The 16,709-nt window shown below is 68.4% G+C and carries 12 protein-coding genes; 1 reads left to right on the forward strand and 11 read right to left on the reverse strand.

The annotated features are described in order from the left end of the window. The first annotated feature begins 27 nt into the window (after nucleotides 1-27). The gene (locus QM572_RS03480) at nucleotides 28-462 is read left to right on the forward strand and encodes a hypothetical protein (protein ID WP_415090068.1); all 435 of its coding nucleotides are present in this window, start codon (nucleotides 28-30) and stop codon (nucleotides 460-462) included. Here QM572_RS03480 and QM572_RS03485 read toward each other — a convergent pair. The 11 genes from QM572_RS03485 to QM572_RS03535 all read right to left on the reverse strand — a co-directional run bounded on the left by QM572_RS03485 (nucleotide 444) and on the right by QM572_RS03535 (nucleotide 16,708). After that, nucleotides 444-965 carry a DUF4232 domain-containing protein gene (locus QM572_RS03485; RefSeq protein WP_415090070.1) on the reverse strand — a complete coding sequence of 174 codons (522 nt, stop codon included), beginning with the start codon at nucleotides 963-965 and terminating at the stop codon, nucleotides 444-446. The two genes, QM572_RS03480 and QM572_RS03485, sit on opposite strands and share 19 nt — an antisense overlap. 105 nt (nucleotides 966-1,070) lie before the next feature. After that, a complete protein-coding gene (locus tag QM572_RS03490) occupies nucleotides 1,071-4,916 on the reverse strand; it encodes a DNA-directed RNA polymerase subunit beta' (RefSeq protein WP_415090073.1) in 3,846 nt (1,281 codons plus the stop codon). A gap of 23 nt (nucleotides 4,917-4,939) precedes the next feature. Continuing rightward, a complete protein-coding gene (rpoB, locus tag QM572_RS03495; protein ID WP_415090075.1) occupies nucleotides 4,940-8,416 on the reverse strand; it encodes a DNA-directed RNA polymerase subunit beta in 3,477 nt (1,158 codons plus the stop codon). 199 nt (nucleotides 8,417-8,615) lie between these two features. Next, entirely contained in the window at nucleotides 8,616-9,116 is a 501-nt protein-coding gene (locus tag QM572_RS03500; protein WP_415090078.1) for a hypothetical protein, read from the reverse strand. Further along, nucleotides 9,113-9,742 carry a hypothetical protein gene (locus QM572_RS03505; protein WP_415090080.1) on the reverse strand — a complete coding sequence of 210 codons (630 nt, stop codon included), beginning with the start codon at nucleotides 9,740-9,742 and terminating at the stop codon, nucleotides 9,113-9,115. The genes QM572_RS03500 and QM572_RS03505 overlap by 4 nt, the downstream gene beginning before the upstream one ends. Then, entirely contained in the window at nucleotides 9,739-10,935 is a 1,197-nt protein-coding gene (locus QM572_RS03510) for an MCE family protein (protein WP_415090082.1), read from the reverse strand. The genes QM572_RS03505 and QM572_RS03510 overlap by 4 nt, the downstream gene beginning before the upstream one ends. Further along, nucleotides 10,932-12,341, reverse strand: coding sequence for an MCE family protein (locus tag QM572_RS03515; protein ID WP_415090084.1), 1,410 nt, complete (start codon nucleotides 12,339-12,341; stop codon nucleotides 10,932-10,934). The genes QM572_RS03510 and QM572_RS03515 overlap by 4 nt, the downstream gene beginning before the upstream one ends. A 122-nt stretch (nucleotides 12,342-12,463) precedes the next feature. Continuing rightward, nucleotides 12,464-13,597: an MCE family protein gene (locus QM572_RS03520; RefSeq protein WP_415090087.1), complete on the reverse strand. Its 1,134-nt coding sequence runs from the start codon at nucleotides 13,595-13,597 to the stop codon at nucleotides 12,464-12,466. Next, nucleotides 13,597-14,565 (reverse strand): MCE family protein, encoded by a 969-nt coding sequence (locus tag QM572_RS03525; protein ID WP_415090090.1) that lies wholly within the window; start codon nucleotides 14,563-14,565, stop codon nucleotides 13,597-13,599. The genes QM572_RS03520 and QM572_RS03525 overlap by 1 nt, the downstream gene beginning before the upstream one ends. Beyond that, nucleotides 14,562-15,614, reverse strand: coding sequence for an MCE family protein (locus tag QM572_RS03530; RefSeq protein ID WP_415090092.1), 1,053 nt, complete (start codon nucleotides 15,612-15,614; stop codon nucleotides 14,562-14,564). Before QM572_RS03530 ends, QM572_RS03525 begins: the two co-directional genes overlap by 4 nt. Further along, the gene (locus tag QM572_RS03535; protein WP_415090093.1) at nucleotides 15,611-16,708 is read right to left on the reverse strand and encodes an MCE family protein; all 1,098 of its coding nucleotides are present in this window, start codon (nucleotides 16,706-16,708) and stop codon (nucleotides 15,611-15,613) included. Before QM572_RS03535 ends, QM572_RS03530 begins: the two co-directional genes overlap by 4 nt. Nucleotide 16,709 lies beyond the last annotated feature (1 nt).

The raw sequence follows: 16,709 nt of genomic DNA on the forward strand, positions 1-16,709 counted from the left end.
TCGCGCCGCGGGCAGCACAATCACCCCATGAGACTGCTCCGCACGGCGTTGGCCACGCTGGGCTGGATCGCGCTGTTCGACGTCCTGGGGGTGGTGCTGCTCCTGCTCGCCGAGCTCGTCGCCGCGCTCGACATCGTGTGGCAGGACAGCATCGGGCTGGGCTACGTGGTCTGGTTCGTGACCGGCGTCTTCTGCTCGGTGACGATCTATCTCCACGGCAACGAGGACGCCTCCGTCGACGTCGTACGCCGGGCGGGGCTGCTCCGCGTGGCGGTGACGATCCCCGTCTGCCTCCTGGTGGGCCTCGTCTCGAGCCCCTTCTGGGCCGACGACGTGGAGGTGCGCGCGCCGCCCGACAGCGGCCCGCTGACGATCACCTACCTGGTGACGATCGTGGCCGCGATGCTCTTCTGGCACTTCGTCGTGTTCACGCCGACGAGGCGTCAGCCGACCTTGCGGTAGGCCCGGTGGGCCAGCAATGTCAGGCGGCTGTTGGCGCACGTCCGCGTCCGGTGGGCGACGAAGAGGGACACGGTCGAGTCCGGCGGGTAGACCCGGAAGCCGTCGACCGCCGTCGGGCGGCATCGCCGCGTGCCGTAGGGCGCCGCGGTGGTCTGGTCGACCAGGCTCGCCGCCCGCTCCCCGGGCGCGAGCCAGACCCGCCGCACCGTCGAGGGTGTGCGGGTCGCGGCATGACCGACCTGGGTGCCGTCGCCGCCTCCGACGAAGGAGAGCCCGCCGTAGCCGCGGAGCCAGCAGCGGGTCGCCGACACGTTGGTCAGCCGGAGCGCGCCGAAGCGATGCGACGCGCCTGCCCCTCGGCGGACGTAGCCGGCGGCGAGTTGCCCGGCGGTGCACTCCGTCGCCACGGTGGGCCTCGCGGCCCGGGCGGGCCCCGCGAGGGAGGCCGGCAGCAGCGCGGCGACGAGCAGGACGGCCGGGGCGAGGATCCGGGAAGGTCTCATGTGACCCATTCAACGTCGCGCTCCGGCTGAGACAAGGCGCCCGGGACGGCACAGCGCCCGGCCCCTGACGGGACCGGGCGCTGTGGACGTCGACGCGGAGTCGGATCAGCTCGGGTAGGAGCCGAAGTCGAAGTCCTCGATCCCGACAGCCTGGCCGGAGCCGTTGCCGAAGTCGTAGTCGTAGGACTCGTAGCCCGTCACCGAGTAGGCGGCCGCGCGGGCCTCCTCCGTCGGCTCGACCCGGATGTTCCGGTAGCGCTCCAGGCCGGTGCCGGCCGGGATGAGCTTGCCGATGATGACGTTCTCCTTGAGACCGCGCAGGCTGTCGGAGCGGCCGTTGATCGCGGCGTCGGTGAGGACGCGGGTGGTCTCCTGGAAGGAGGCCGCCGACAGCCACGACTCGGTCGCGAGCGACGCCTTGGTGATGCCCATGAGCTCCGGACGGCCCGAGGCCGGCTTGCCGCCCTCGGTCACCACGCGGCGGGACTCCGCCTCGTAGAGCGCCCGGTCGACCAGGTCGGACGGGAGCAGGTTGGTGTCACCGGACTCCAGCACCGTGATCCGGCGCAGCATCTGCCGCACGATGATCTCGATGTGCTTGGCGTGGATCGACACACCCTGGCTCTTGTAGACACCCTGGACCTCGTCGACGAGGTGCTTCTGGGTGGCACGGACACCGAGGATGCGGAGAACCTCCTTCGGGTCGGGCGTGCCGACCGTGAGGGTGCGACCGACCTCGATGTGCTCGCCGTCGGCCACGTTGAGCCGCGAGCGACGGGACACGACGTACTCCACGACCTCCGAGCCGTCGTCGGGGGTGACGAGGACCTTGCGGGCCTTGTCCGTCTCCTCGATCTGGACGCGGCCGGCGGCCTCGCTGATCGGGGCGACGCCCTTCGGCGTACGCGCCTCGAAGAGCTCGACGACGCGGGGCAGACCCTGCGTGATGTCGTCGGCCGAGGCCACACCACCGGTGTGGAAGGTGCGCATCGTCAGCTGCGTGCCCGGCTCACCGATGGACTGGGCGGCGATGATGCCGACCGCCTCGCCGATGTCGACGAGCTTGCCGGTCGCGAGCGAGCGGCCGTAGCACTTCGCGCAGGTGCCCGTCGCGGCCTCACAGGTGAGGACGGAGCGGATCTTCACGTCGGTCACGCCGGCAGCGGCGAGCTCGGCGATCTTGACGTCGCCCAGGTCCTCACCGGCCACCGCGAGCACGTCGCCGTTCGGGCCGACGACGTCCTCGGCGGCGGTCCGCGCGTACGCCGTCGTCTCGACGTCATCGTCGACGATCGAGACCAGGAAGCCACGCTCGGTTCCGCAGTCCTCCTCGCGGATGATGACGTCCTGCGACACGTCGACCAGACGACGGGTCAGGTAGCCCGAGTCGGCCGTGCGGAGCGCGGTGTCGGCAAGACCCTTGCGGGCACCGTGGGTCGAGATGAAGTACTCGAGCACGGAGAGGCCCTCGCGGAAGTTGGCCTTGATCGGGCGCGGGATGATCTCGCCCTTCGGGTTGGCCACGAGGCCACGCATGGCGCCGACCTGGCGGATCTGGTTGAAGTTTCCAGAGGCGCCCGAGATGACCTGCATGTAGATCGGGTTCTTGCGGTCGAAGGCCTTCTCCATGGCCTCACCGACCTCCTTGGCCGCCTCGGTCCAGATCTCGACGAGCTCCTGACGACGCTCCTCGTCGGTCACGAGACCGCGCTCGAACTGCTTCTGGATCTTGGTGGCCTTGTCCTCGTAGCCCTTGAGGATCTCCACCTTGTTCGACGGCGTGGTGACGTCGTCGATCGAGACCGTGACCCCCGAGCGGGTGGCCCAGTGGAAGCCGTTGTCCTTGAGCGCGTCGAGGGACGCCGCGACGACGACCTTCGGGTAGCGCTCGGCGAGGGCGTTGACGATGGCGCCGAGGCGCTTCTTGCCGACCTCCTCGTTGACGTAGGGGAAGTCCGCGGGCAGCGTGTCGTTGAAGATGGTGCGGCCCAGGGTGGTCTCGAGGATGACGGCGTCACCCTCGGCCCAGCCCTCGGGAGCCTCCCAGCCCTCCGGCGGCACGATGTCGTCGAGGCGGATCTTGATCGGCGACTGCAGCGAGATCTCGCCGCGGTCGAAGGCCATGATCGCCTCGGCCGGCGACGCGAAGGCACGGCCCTCGCCCGGCTGACCGTCGCGGTCGGTCGTCAGGAAGAACAGGCCGATGATCATGTCCTGGGAGGGCATGGTCACCGGACGGCCGTCCGACGGCTTGAGGATGTTGTTCGTCGACAGCATGAGGACGCGGGCCTCGGCCTGCGCCTCCGCGGACAGCGGCAGGTGGACCGCCATCTGGTCGCCGTCGAAGTCGGCGTTGAAGGCGCCGCACACGAGCGGGTGGAGCTGGATCGCCTTGCCCTCGATGAGCTGCGGCTCGAACGCCTGGATGCCCAGACGGTGGAGCGTGGGCGCACGGTTGAGCAGGACCGGGTGCTCGGTGATGACCTCTTCGAGGACGTCCCACACGACCGGCCGGGCGCGCTCCACCATCCGCTTGGCGGACTTGATGTTCTGCGCGTGCGACAGGTCGACGAGGCGCTTCATGACGAAGGGCTTGAACAGCTCGAGCGCCATCTGCTTGGGCAGACCGCACTGGTGCAGCTTGAGCTGCGGACCCGACACGATGACCGAGCGGCCCGAGTAGTCGACGCGCTTGCCGAGGAGGTTCTGACGGAAGCGACCCTGCTTGCCCTTGAGCATGTCGGAGAGCGACTTGAGCGGGCGGTTGCCCGGACCGGTCACCGGACGACCACGGCGGCCGTTGTCGAACAGCGAGTCGACGGCCTCCTGGAGCATCCGCTTCTCGTTGTTGACGATGATCTCCGGAGCACCCAGGTCGAGCAGTCGCTTGAGCCGGTTGTTGCGGTTGATCACGCGACGGTAGAGGTCGTTGAGGTCGGAGGTCGCGAACCGGCCACCGTCGAGCTGCACCATCGGGCGCAGGTCCGGCGGGATGACCGGGACGGCGTCGAGCACCATGCCGATCGGCTGGTTGCCGGTCTTGCGGAAGGCGTCGACGACCTTGAGCCGCTTGAGGGCGCGGACCTTGCGCTGGCCCTTGCCGGTCGCGATGGTCTCGCGCAGCGACTCGACCTCGCCCTCGATGTCGAAGTCCTGGAGGCGCTTCTGGATCGCCGTGGCGCCCATGTGGCCCTCGAAGTACTTCCCGAACCAGTTCTTCATCTCGCGGTAGAGGAGCTCGTCGCCCATGAGGTCCTGGACCTTGAGGCTCTTGAAGGTGTCCCACACCTCCTCGAGACGGGCGAGCTCGGCCTCGGAGCGCTTGCGGATGGCGGCGAGCTCACGCTCGGCACCGTCGCGCACCTTGCGCTTCTGGTCGGCCTTGGCGCCCTCGGCCTCCAGAGCCGCGAGGTCCTCCTCGAGCTTCTTCTGGCGGTCGGCGAGCGCCGTCTCCATGCGGTTGGTGAGCCGGTCGCGCTCGAGGCCCACCTTGCTCTCCAGCGAGGACAGGTCGCGGTGGCGAGCGTCCTCGTCGACGGAGGTGATCATGTACGCCGCGAAGTAGATGACCTTCTCGAGGTCCTTCGGGGCCAGGTCCAGGAGGTAGCCGAGACGCGACGGCACGCCCTTGAAGTACCAGATGTGGGTCACGGGAGCGGCGAGCTCGATGTGGCCCATCCGCTCACGGCGCACCTTGGAGCGGGTGACCTCGACGCCACAGCGCTCGCAGATGATGCCCTTGAAGCGGACCCGCTTGTACTTCCCGCAGTAGCACTCCCAGTCCCGGGTGGGACCGAAGATCTTCTCGCAGAAAAGGCCGTCACGCTCGGGCTTGAGCGTGCGGTAGTTGATGGTCTCCGGCTTCTTGACCTCACCGTGGCTCCACGCGCGGATCTCGTCCGCGGTGGCCAGGCCGATCCGAAGCTGGTCGAAGAAGTTGACGTCCAACACTGTATGTATCCCTAACCCTCTGTTCAGACTTCCTCGACGGACGACGGCTCACGACGCGAGAGGTCGATGCCCAGCTCCTCGGCGGCGCGGAAGACGTCCTCCTCCGCGTCCTTGAGCTCGATCGCCGAGCCGTCCTGCGAGAGGACCTCGACGTTGAGACACAGCGACTGCATCTCCTTGACGAGCACCTTGAACGACTCGGGGATGCCGGAGTCGGGGATGTTCTCGCCCTTGACGATCGCCTCGTAGACCTTGACGCGGCCGGGCACGTCGTCGGACTTGATGGTCAGCAGCTCCTGGAGCGCGTAGGCGGCGCCGTACGCCTCCATGGCCCAGACCTCCATCTCACCGAAGCGCTGGCCACCGAACTGGGCCTTGCCGCCGAGCGGCTGCTGGGTGATCATCGAGTACGGGCCGGTCGAGCGGGCGTGGATCTTGTCGTCGACCAGGTGGTGGAGCTTGAGGATGTACATGTAGCCCACCGAGACCGGCTCCGGGAACGGCTCGCCGGAGCGGCCGTCGAAGAGGCTGGCCTTGCCGTTGGTGCCGACCACCCGGACGCCGTCGCGGTTGGGCCGCGTGGCGCTGAGCAGGCCCGTGATCTCGTCCTCGAGCGCACCGTCGAAGACCGGCGTGGCCACCTTCGTGTCCGGCTCGGCCTTGTCGGCGTGGATCGACATCAGGCGCTTGGCCCACTCGGTCGACTTCACGTTCTTGTCGTCGGCGAGGTCGAGGTCCCAGCCCTGCTTGGCGAGCCAGCCGAGGTGGAGCTCGAGGACCTGGCCGATGTTCATCCGTCGCGGGACGCCGAGCGGGTTGAGGATCACGTCGACCGGGGTACCGTCCTCCATGAACGGCATGTCCTCGATCGGCAGGATCTTGGCGATGACGCCCTTGTTGCCGTGACGGCCGGCGAGCTTGTCGCCGACGGAGATCTTCCGCTTCTGCGCGACGTAGACGCGCACCAGCTGGTTGACGCCCGGCGGCAGCTCGTCGCCCTCCTCGCGGTCGAAGACGCGGACGCCGATGACGGTGCCCTCCTCGCCGTGCGGCACCTTCATCGAGGTGTCGCGGACCTCGCGCGCCTTCTCACCGAAGATCGCGCGGAGCAGGCGCTCCTCGGGGGTCAGCTCGGTCTCGCCCTTGGGCGTGACCTTGCCGACGAGGATGTCACCGGTGGTGACCTCGGCGCCGATGCGGATGATGCCGCGCTCGTCGAGGTCGGCCAGCATCTCCTCGGAGACGTTGGGGATGTCCCGGGTGATCTCCTCCGGGCCGAGCTTCGTGTCGCGGGCGTCGACCTCGTGCTCCTCGATGTGGATCGAGGTGAGGTAGTCCTGCTGCACGAGACGCTGCGACAGGATGATCGCGTCCTCGTAGTTGTGACCCTGCCACGGCATGAACGCCACGAGCAGGTTCTGGCCCAGCGCCATCTCGGCGCCGTCGGTGGCCGGGCCGTCGGCGATCGGCGAGCCGACCTCGACGCGGTCGCCCTCGGTGACGAGCGGGATCTGGTTGACGCACGTGCCCTGGTTGGAGCGGGTGAACTTCGCCAGCTTGTACGTCGTGTACGAGCCGTCGTCGTTCATGGTCTCGATCACCTCGGCCGAGACGTCCTTGACGACGCCGGCCTTCTTGGCGGTGACGACGTCGCCGGCGTCGACCGCGGCGCGGTACTCGATGCCGGTGCCGACCAGCGGCGCCTCGCTGCGGACCAGCGGGACGGCCTGGCGCTGCATGTTGGCGCCCATGAGGGCGCGGTTGGCGTCGTCGTGCTCGAGGAACGGGATGAGGGCGGTCGCGACCGACACCATCTGGCGCGGCGAGACGTCCATGTAGTCGACCTCGGCGGCCGGGACCTCGGAGACCTCGCCGTCGGCGAGGCGGACCAGCACGCGCTCGTCGACGAAGCGGCCGGACTTGTCCAGAACCGCGTTGGCCTGCGCGATGACGGTGCGGGACTCGTCGTCGGCGGTGAGGTAGTCGACCTGGTCGGTGACGACGCCGTCGACGACCTTGCGGTAGGGCGTCTCCACGAAGCCGAACGGGTTGATCCGGCCGAAGGAGGCCAGCGAGCCGATGAGGCCGATGTTCGGGCCCTCAGGGGTCTCGATCGGGCACATCCGGCCGTAGTGCGACGGGTGGACGTCGCGGACCTCCATGCCGGCGCGGTCGCGGGAGAGACCACCCGGGCCGAGGGCCGACAGACGCCGCTTGTGCGTCAAGCCCGCGAGCGGGTTGTTCTGGTCCATGAACTGCGACAGCTGCGAGGTGCCGAAGAACTCCTTGAGCGCCGCGACGACGGGCCGGATGTTGATCAGCGACTGCGGCGTGATGGCCTCGACGTCCTGGGTCGTCATGCGCTCGCGGACGACGCGCTCCATGCGGGCCAGACCGGTGCGGAGCTGGTTCTGGATGAGCTCGCCGACCGTGCGCATGCGGCGGTTGCCGAAGTGGTCGATGTCGTCCGGCGTGATGTCGATGACGCCCTGCGGGGTCTCGAGCTGGGTCTGGCCGTCGTGCAGCGCGACGATGTACTTGATCGCGGCGACGATGTCGTCCACGGTCAGCGTCTGCTGGTCGAAGGCCTCGAGCAGGCCGAGCTTCTTGTTGACCTTGTAGCGGCCGACCTTGGCGAGGTCGTAGCGCTTCGGGTTGAAGTAGTAGTTGTTGAGCAGCGTCTGCGCGGCCTCGCGCGTGGGCGGCTCGCCGGGACGGAGCTTGCGGTAGATGTCGAGCAGCGCGCTGTCCTGGTCGGCGACGTTGTCCTTCTCCAGGGTCAGCATCATCGACTCGTACTGCCCGAACTCCTCGCGGATCTGCTCGTTCGTCCAGCCGAGCGCCTTGAGCAGGACGGTGACGTTCTGCTTGCGCTTGCGGTCGAGGCGGACGCCGACGAGGTCGCGCTTGTCGATCTCGAACTCGAGCCAGGCGCCGCGGCTCGGGATGAGCTTGGCGGTGAAGATGTCCTTGTCGGACGTCTTGTCGGCGGTGCGCTCGAAGTAGACGCCGGGGCTGCGGACGAGCTGCGACACGACGACGCGCTCGGTGCCGTTGATGATGAAGGTGCCCTTGTCGGTCATGAGCGGGAAGTCGCCCATGAAGACCGTCTGGCCCTTGATCTCGCCGGTGTCGTTGTTGGTGAACTCGGCCGAGACGTAGAGCGGCGCGGAGTAGGTGAAGTCCTTCTCCTTGCACTCCTCGACGGTGTACTTGGGGTCGTAGAACACCGGGTTCTCGAACGAGAGCGACATCGTCTCGGAGAAGTCCTCGATCGGGGAGATCTCCTCGAAGATCTCCTCGAGGCCGGACTTGTCCGACACGTCCTCGCCGGCGGCGCGGCGGGAGGTGATGCGCTCGGCGTGGACCTCGTTGCCGATCAGCCAGTCGAAGCTGTCGGTCTGGAGGGCAAGGAGCTGCGGGACCTCGAGAGGCTCGGTGATCTTTGCGAAAGAAAGGCGACGGGAAGTGGAATCAGCGGAGGAGCTGCGCGCGGCCAAGAGGAATCCTTCAACAGGTTTCGCTGTGATGAGCGCGGCCGACCACCGTGGAGTCACCGGACAGACCCGAGGCATTTGAGGGCACGCGCAAAGAGCAACGATACCCTAAAGGGCGCGGCGACTCAACATCATGAGCCTGCGCCTGCCTCAGGTCAAGCATTGACTTGTCGTCGGCGTGGTGCGACGGGGGTCTGTCCGGCTACTGAGTGACCAGATCGTCGATCAGCCATACCCCGCCGGTCTTCACCATCGTGAGGGTGACGTGGTCCTGGTAGGTGACCGGCGTGGTGTTCTCGGTGTTGCTGGTGGGGCGGTCGACCAGCACGAGGACCTGGACCCGGCCGGGGGTGGCGTGGACCACCCCGGAGCCGACCACCTTGGCCGTGATGACCGTCTTGGCCGCGGGCGCGTTGTCCTCGATCGTCTGCCAGAGGTCGGCGAAGGTACGCCGGTAGGACGCGGTGAGATAGCTCTCCGCCTCCTTCTCGTCGTCGTCCAGGGTCCGGTAGTCGTAGGTCAGCACGGGGATGACCGCCTGCTCGGCGGTCTGCCGGGCGTCCCGGGCGTCGTCCTCGGCCGCGACGGGATCGGGGCGGGTCCAGGCCCAGGCGGCGACCGCGATCGTCACCAGCGCGAGCACGCCCACCAGCGCGAGGAGCCATGCCGGCGGCTCCTTGCCCCACGCCGCCGGGCGGCTCATGGCGTGGCCTCCTGCGTCGGTGTGGCGGAGGCGCTCGGGTCGGCCGACTGGCTCGACTGCTGCTGCGCCTCCTGGCCGACGGGGGTGAAGTCGTCGACCTTCCAGACGCCACCCTGCCGGACGAGGGTGACCTCGACGCGGTAGGGCTGCGGGTCGGCGGACTGGCGGGCCTCACTGCCCGTGGCGTCGTCCTTGCTGCTCTTGTCGGGGAAGGAGTTGGTGAGCTCGCCGGCCACCAGGACGGTGGCGCGGCCGCGCTCAAGGTCGAGATCGCCGACGCCGGTGGCGTAGACGGTCGTGGTCCGGCCGAGCCCCGACTGTGCGACCGTCGCCTCGGCGTACGGGACGTTCTGCTCGAAGTCGGCCTTGAACTTGGCCGTCACGAGTGCCTCCACGTCCTTGCGGTACGACGGCATCGTCGACCCGTCGAGCAGGTCGGGGCCGTAGGTGTTGACCGTCGTCATGAAGGCGCGGGCCTGGGTCATGACCACGTCGCGGGCGTCCTGGGTGGGATTGTCCGTCGCCCATGGAGCGCCGTCACGATGGACCGCCTGATAGCCCAGCGCCGCGACCGAGAGCACGATGAGCGCTCCGAGGACCGCGAGGATGCCTCGCCGCAGGATCACTCGGGGGCGCCCCAGCTGAACGTGTGCGTGGCGTCGTCGTAGGAGCCGATCACCGTAGAAGTATCCACGCTGCCGGTCATCGGGGCCGCCCGGTCGAGGTTCTGCGCGCCGCGCGGGTCCGACGTGCTCGGCGACTCGGTGCACTTGGCGTCGGTGTTGAGCGGCTTGTTCGTGCCGACCTGCGGCGCCTGCTTCTTGGTGCCCTCGTAGCCCTTCTCGCAGAGCTTGTCCTGGGTGAGCACGAGGCCGAAGTGGGCGTTCCACACCCCGCCGACGTCGTCGTCGACGACGGTGTAGCCACCCTCGACGACGTACGGGTAGAGGACGAGGACCTGCTTGAGGCCCGGGAGGCGCTGGTAGACGATGTCGCCGATCGTCACCGACTCGCTCAGCAGCTCGGTCAGGTCGACGTTGTTCTCGTCGAGGAACGTCTTGAGCTGGGCGGCGCCCGCGGCGCCATTGGCGATGAGGCGGCGCAGGTTCTTGTCGTTGCCGGCGAGCACCCCGCTGAAGAGCGAGAGGTTCTTCGCGAAGCTCGTGATCGCGCTGCTGGTGGCGACCTGGCCGTCCAGGACCGTGTTGCCGTCGCGGAGCAGCGCGGAGGTGAGGTCGAAGTTCTGGTTGGCGGTCTCGATGAACGAGGTGCTGGTGTCGATGATCTTCTGCAGGTCCAGGCCGGTGCCGGCGAAGGCCGTCCCCAGCTCGTGGATCGTGGTCGCGAGCGAGTCGCGGTTCACCGAGTCGACCGTCTCGGCGGTGTCGCCGAGCAGCTTCTCCGTCGGCAGGGGCGTCCTGGTGTGCGCCTGGGCGATCTCCGAGCCGTCCCGCAGGTAGGGCTGCGCGCTGCTCTGCGGCTGGAGGTCGACGTACTGCTCGCCGACGGCCGACCGGTTGGCGACGGCCGCGATGGCGTCCGACGGGATGGCGTCGTACTCCTTGTCGATGTCCAGGTAGACGTCGACGCCGTCGTCGGTGAGCACCATCTTCGAGACCTCGCCGACCTTGACCCCCCGCCAGTCCACCTCGGCGCCCTCGTAGATCCCGCCCGAGGAGAGGAAGTGCCCGACGACGGTGTAGCCGGGGTCGCGGACGAGCCGGTCGAGCCGGGCGTAGCGCGCGCCGGCGTAGGTGACGCCGATGAGCGTGATGAGGACGAAGACGAGCAGCTGGACCTTGACGCGCCGGGTGATCACTGGACTGTCTCCTTCACGGCGAGACCCGGGACGAGGAGGCGCACCAGGCTCGGGTCGTAGACCTCGCTCAGCTGCTCGTAGGTGACCTTCGACCGCCCGTCGGCGCCGACCGGCGCGCGGGAGAGCCCGGCGAGCGCGCCGCCGAGGACGTCGCCGACGCCCGGGATGGCGCTGGCGAGCTGGGAGGCGAGGTCGGAGGGGATGATGGTGACGCCGGCCGTCGGCAGCCCGGGCACCTGGTTGATCAGCTTGCAGAGCGCGGTGTCGCGGTTGGACGGCTTCTTGCAGGCGTTGATGATGTCCAGCACGGTCGTCCCGGCGGCGAGCAGGTCCTTGCACGCCTGGCTGCTCAGGTCGCCCGAGGTGAGGCACTTCGTCAGGTTGCTCACGACGTTCGTCGGGTTGAGCACCGACGGCACCGCGCTGCTGGCGTCGAGGAGATCCGAGGCGTCGACCTGCAGGGTGATGGAGAGGTTGACGTAGTCGCCCATGTGGAGGTTCTTCGCGACGGTCGGGTCGCGACCGACGACCTCGTCGACGAAGGGATAGGTGAAGGCGGTGTCGAGGGAGTTCACCAGGTGGTCGCCGGCGTTCGCGAGCTGGGTGAGGGTCGGCTCCAGGTTGTCGAACGTCCGGATCACCTGGGCCTTGGAGGCCTTGATGACCCGGGTGCCGACCTCGCCGAGGTCACTGAGCGCCTGGAGCATCGTGACCAGGTCCTTGCGCTGGGACTCGATGCTGGTCAGCGCGCCGGGCAGCTCCTCGAGCGTCGCGTCGATCGTGTCCTCCTGGGACCGGGCCGACTTCGCGAGGCGGTCGACGGCCTCGATGGCGTTGACGATGTCGGCCTTGTGGTCGTCGAGCTGGGTGACCAGCTGGTTGACCTGCGTGAGCACGTCGCGGGCGGCGTCCTCGTGGCCGGCGAGCGCCTTGTTGAGCTCGGTCGAGATGGTCTGCAGCTGAGCGACGCCGCCGCCGTTGAGGACCAGGCTCAGCGCGCCCAGGACCTCCTCGATCTCGGGGTTGCGGCCGCTGTTGGCCAGCGTGATCGTGTCGCCGCTGGCGAGCATGGTGGTGCTGGGGTCAGTCTCCGGCGCGGCCAGGTCGACGAACTTCTCGCCGAGCAGGCTGGTCTGGCGGATGGTTGCGACGGCGTTGACCGGGAGCTTGGTGTCCTTGCGCAGCTGGACCCGGACGTCGGCGTGGCCGTCGTCGAGGGCGATGTCCTGCACCCGTCCGACCGTGACGTCCCCGACCTTCACCGACGAGTCCGGCACGAGGTCGAGCACGTCGGCGAACTGGACCGTCACCGTGATCGGGTCGTCGCCGGTGTCGGCGCCACCGGGCAGCGGCAGCGAGTACGCGTCGAAGGAGCATCCGCTCAGGCCGAGCGTCAGCACCAGCACGGCCGCGATGGATGAGCGGCGCCAGGCGCGTGCGATGGCAAGGCGGAGCGCCGAAGGCGGCCTTGGAGCGAAGCGGGCCGTCGAGGCGCGACAACGCGGCCGGCGTGCGTGCATGGCGTCGCTCATCGCACCAGACCTCCGAGGGTGAGATCACTCTTCTTGCCGTAGCTGGACCCGGTGCCGGCGTACGCGCCGAAGAGGTCGCCGCTGCGGCCCGAGCCGCCGATCGCCTTGCACAGGCTGCCCGAGGAGTCGACGTTGTCGAGGATCGTGCAGAGGGCGAGCGCGGGATCGGCGAGGTCGAAGCCGAGTGCCTTGTCCAGGTTGGAGTTGGTGTCCAGCGTGCCCGCCTGGGGGTTGTAGCCGTAGAAGAGGTTGTTGAGCGCGAGCGGCGCGTTGTTGAGGGTCTCCGCGAGCTGGTCGCGCCGCTTGACGACGACCTTCGCCAGCCGGTTCAGGCTCTTGATGTCGCTGTGCAGGACGTCCTTGTTGTCCTTGACGAACGTCTGGACGGCTCCCAGCGCCGTGGCCAGGTTGCGGACCGAGTTGGCGAGGTCGGTGCGCTCCCCCGCGAGCATCTCGGAGACCGACGCGAGCGAGGTGTTGAAGTCGCGCACGGTGTCGTCGTTCTTCGCCAGCGTGCTGATGAACCCCTCGAGCTGCTGGGCCGAGGAGAAGAACTCGTCCTTGTTGTCGTCGAGCGTCTGGGTGAGGTCGCTGAAGTCGCCGATCGTCTCGTGGAACTGCTCGCCCTCGCCGCCGAAGTTCTTCGCGGTCTGGTCGAGGAGGTCCGACAGCGCACCGTTCTTGTTGGCGCCCTCGGGGCCGATCGCCACCACGAGGTCGTCGAGGTTGCTGTAGATGTCGTCGAGCTCGAGCGGCGTCGCGGTCCGCGAGGTGTCGAGGACGGCCCCGTCGGCAAGCGTCGGCCCCGAGGTCCACGCCGGCGTCAGCTGGACGAACCGGTCGCCGACGACCGAGGGGGCCACGATGAGGGCCTTGGCGTCCTCGGGGACCTTGACGTCGTCGTCGTAGTGCATCGTCACCTTGACCGACGTGCCACCGGGCTCGACCTTGTCGACCTGGCCGACCGTGACGCCGAGGATCCGGACCTCGCTGCCCTCGTAGATCGAGACTGTGCGCGGGAACTCGGCGACCAGGGTGCGCTGGCCACCGCCGACGAGCGTCTTGAGGCCGGCCAGGACGACCAGCAGGGCCACCGCCCCGATGGCGAGCCACTTCAGGATCGCGCGCATCAGCCCACCGCCGCCGTCGGGGGGATGTTCTGGATGTAGGAGTCGAACCACGGGCCGTTGCCGAGGACATTGCTGAAGATCCGGTAGAACGGCGCCATCAGCCGCAGGCTCTCGTCGATGTTGTCCTCGTTCTTCTCCAGCACGTTGAGCACGCTCTGCACCTGGGTGAGGGCGGGGTTGAGATCGGCCTTCGTCTCCTTGATGAGGGTGGTCAGCCGCTGGGACAGGCTCGAGGTCGAGGTGAGCAGCTGGTGGACCGCGTCGCGGCGCGCCACGAGGGCGGTGAAGAGGCTGTCGGCGTCCTTCATCAGGGCGACGAGGTCGCCGTCCCGCTCGTCGAGCACCTTCGAGACCCGCTCGAGGTTGGTGAGGAGGGTGCCGATCTGCTCGTCCTTCGCGGCGAGCGTCTTCGACAGCGCGGAGACGCCGTCGAGCGCCTGGCGGAACGACTCCGGCGTCGTGCGGGTGAGGTCGGAGAGCGTCGTGAGCGCCGCGGCGAGCTGGTCGGTGTCGATGTCGCCGGCGGTGTTCGCCAGTCCGGTGAACGCCTGGACGACGTCGTACGGCGACGTGGTCCGCTCCACGGGGATCTCGGCGTCCTCGGCGAGCTGGCCGCTGCCGGCGGGCTCGAGCGCGACGAACATCGCGCCGAGGATGGTCTTCACCTTGATCGAGGCCCGGGTGTCCTTGCCGAAGGCGGAGTCGGTCTTGAGCCGGAAGCCGACCCGCACGTGGCCACCGACGAGCTTGATCTGGTCGACCTTGCCGACCCGGACGCCCGCGATCCGGACCTCGTCGCCGGACTTGAGGCCGCCGATCTCCGCGAAGTCGGCGTAGTAGCGGGTGCCGCCGCCGATGAGGGGCAGGCTGCCCGCCTTGAAGGCGCCGAGCATGAGGAGCGCGATCACGGCCAGGCTGATGGCGCCGATCGTGATCGGGTTGCGCTCGCGGAAGGGCTTGTGATTCATCCGAGGTTGCACCTCGCCCCCGCGTTGAACTTGATGGTCGAGGTGCCCAGCTTGACCTCCTGGCCGCCCGGCAGCTTGACGCTGCCGTCGAAGTCGCAGAGGTAGAAGTTGAACCACGACCCGTAGGAGCCGACGTTGCCGATGTTGTTGAGCTTGATCGGCAGCACCTGGAGCATGCGGTCGAGCTCGGCGCTGTTCGCGTTGATGTTGGTGGCGACCTTGCGCAGCTGCTTGACGTCCTCGGGAAGCGGGTCGCTCAGGCCCTTGAGCAGGTCGGCGGTCTGGGTGGACACCTCCGAGATCTGGTCGAGCGAGCCGAGGATCGCGTCCTTGTCCTCGGCGAGGCCGCCGACGAAGGTGCGGAACGTCGTGATGAGGTCCGAGAGCTGCGTGTCGCGGTCGGCGAGGTGGTCGAGCACCTGGTTGAGGTTGTCGATCAGCGAGTCGATCACGGCGTCGCGGCTGGACAGCGTCTGCGTCACCGAGGCCGTGTGGGTCAACAGGCTCTCCAGCGTCCCGCCCTCGCCCTGGAACACCTGGACGATCTCGTAGGACAGCTTGTTGATCTCGTCGGGCGACAGCGCCTGGAAGAGCGGCTTGAAGCCGTTGAACAGGGTGCTCAGGTCCAGGGACGGCTGGGTCTGGGAGATCGGGATCGTCTGGCCGGGCTTGAGCCGGCTGCCGCTCTCGAGGGTGTCGGTGAGCGCGAGATACCGCTGGCCGACGATGTTGCGGTACCGGATGGTGGCCCTGGTCGCGGTGGCCAGGTGCTGGTCGTCGGTGACGGTGAAGGTGACCAGCGCGTGCGTGCGGTCGGTGATCCGGATGTCCTTGACCGTGCCGACCTTCACCCCCGCAATGCGTACGTCGTCGCCCTTGGCCATCCCGGTCGCCTCGGCGAACACCGCCTTGTAGCTCTCCGAGCCGCCGAAGGAGAGGTTGCCGATGGTGAGGATGAGGATGCCCGTCGCCATCGCCGTGATCACCATGAAGATCAGCAGGCGGACGAGGTCGCCCGCCGTCTTGCGGTCCAGTCCCGAGCGGCTCATCGGACGGCCCCCTGGACGCCGTCGTTCACGTTGTTCGGCACCACACGCAGCGGGTTGTCCTGCGACCACGTGGCGTTGGGCAGGTGCCCGCAGGTCGGGCCGCGGTCCTCACCGAAGTGCGGCTGGTCGGCCGCGGTGTAGGTGCGAGGCTGCTTCGGCAGGGTCTCCAGCACGATGTGGAGGGTGTAGTTGCGGAAGACGACGCCCTCGCGCTGGCCGAGCTTGTCGAGCCCGGCGAGCAGGCAGGGGAACTCGGTGGAGTAGCGGGCGGTGTTGGACAGCAGGCCGTCGTTGATCCTCGCCAGGTCGGTGAGGCTCTTCTCGTTGGTGGCGAGGAAATCCTTCGCCGTGTTCGACAGGCTGGTGACGTTGGTGAGCAGGTCGTGGACCGGCTGCTCCTTCTCCTCGAGGGTGCTGGTGGTGGTGATGGTGTCGCGCAGGATCTGGGCGAGCTCGGGCACCACGGAGTTGTAGGTGTCGGCGACCTGCGCGGTCTTGCGGAGGTCCTCCACCAGCTGGGGGATCTGGGGGTTGAGCCGCTCGAGGTAGCCGTCGGCGGTCTCGAGGGACTGCCCGAGCTGGTCGCCCCGCCCCTCGAGCGCCGTCGCGACGGCGTTGAGCGTCATGTTGAGATCGGCCGGCTGGACGGTGCGCAGCAGCGGGTAGAGGTCGGAGAGCACGGCGTCCAGCTCGGTCGAGACCCGCGTACGGGAGATGACGGTGCCCGCCTTGATCGGCTCGTTGTCGGAGTCCGTCGGGATGTCGAGCGAGACGTACTTCTCGCCGAACAGGGTCTTCGGGAGGATGGCGCCGGTGACGTCCGCGGGCACGGTGTCGAGCTTGTCGGGGTCGATGCCGAGCGTCAGCGTGGCGCCGCCGGCGGTCGCCTCGGAGCGGAGCACCTCGCCTATGAGGACGCCCCGGATCTTGACGTCCGCGCGGTCGGGCAGCTGGAGCCCGATCGTGCTGGTCTCGAGCGTGAGCTCGTCGTAGGAGGTGAACTTCTGCGAGAAGACGGCGTAGACCAGCCACACGCCCAGGAGGATGAGCGCGAGGAAGCAGACGCCGAGTGCCCGGAACCGCACCGCGTTCATG

This window comes from Nocardioides sp., assembly GCF_047607365.1.
Classification (GTDB): Bacteria; Actinomycetota; Actinomycetes; order Propionibacteriales; family Nocardioidaceae; genus Nocardioides.

Bases quoted from the DNA above. Each gene is read 5' to 3' on its own strand.
- QM572_RS03480 (WP_415090068.1), top strand. From the start codon at position 28: ATGAGACTGCTCCGCACGGCGTTGGCCACGCTGGGCTGGATCGCGCTG.
- QM572_RS03485 (WP_415090070.1), bottom strand. From the start codon at position 965: ATGAGACCTTCCCGGATCCTCGCCCCGGCCGTCCTGCTCGTCGCCGCG.
- QM572_RS03500 (WP_415090078.1), bottom strand. From the start codon at position 9,116: ATGAGCCGCCCGGCGGCGTGGGGCAAGGAGCCGCCGGCATGGCTCCTC.
- QM572_RS03520 (WP_415090087.1), bottom strand. From the start codon at position 13,597: ATGCGCGCGATCCTGAAGTGGCTCGCCATCGGGGCGGTGGCCCTGCTG.
- QM572_RS03525 (WP_415090090.1), bottom strand. From the start codon at position 14,565: ATGAATCACAAGCCCTTCCGCGAGCGCAACCCGATCACGATCGGCGCC.
- QM572_RS03530 (WP_415090092.1), bottom strand. From the start codon at position 15,614: ATGAGCCGCTCGGGACTGGACCGCAAGACGGCGGGCGACCTCGTCCGC.
- QM572_RS03535 (WP_415090093.1), bottom strand. From the start codon at position 16,708: ATGAACGCGGTGCGGTTCCGGGCACTCGGCGTCTGCTTCCTCGCGCTC.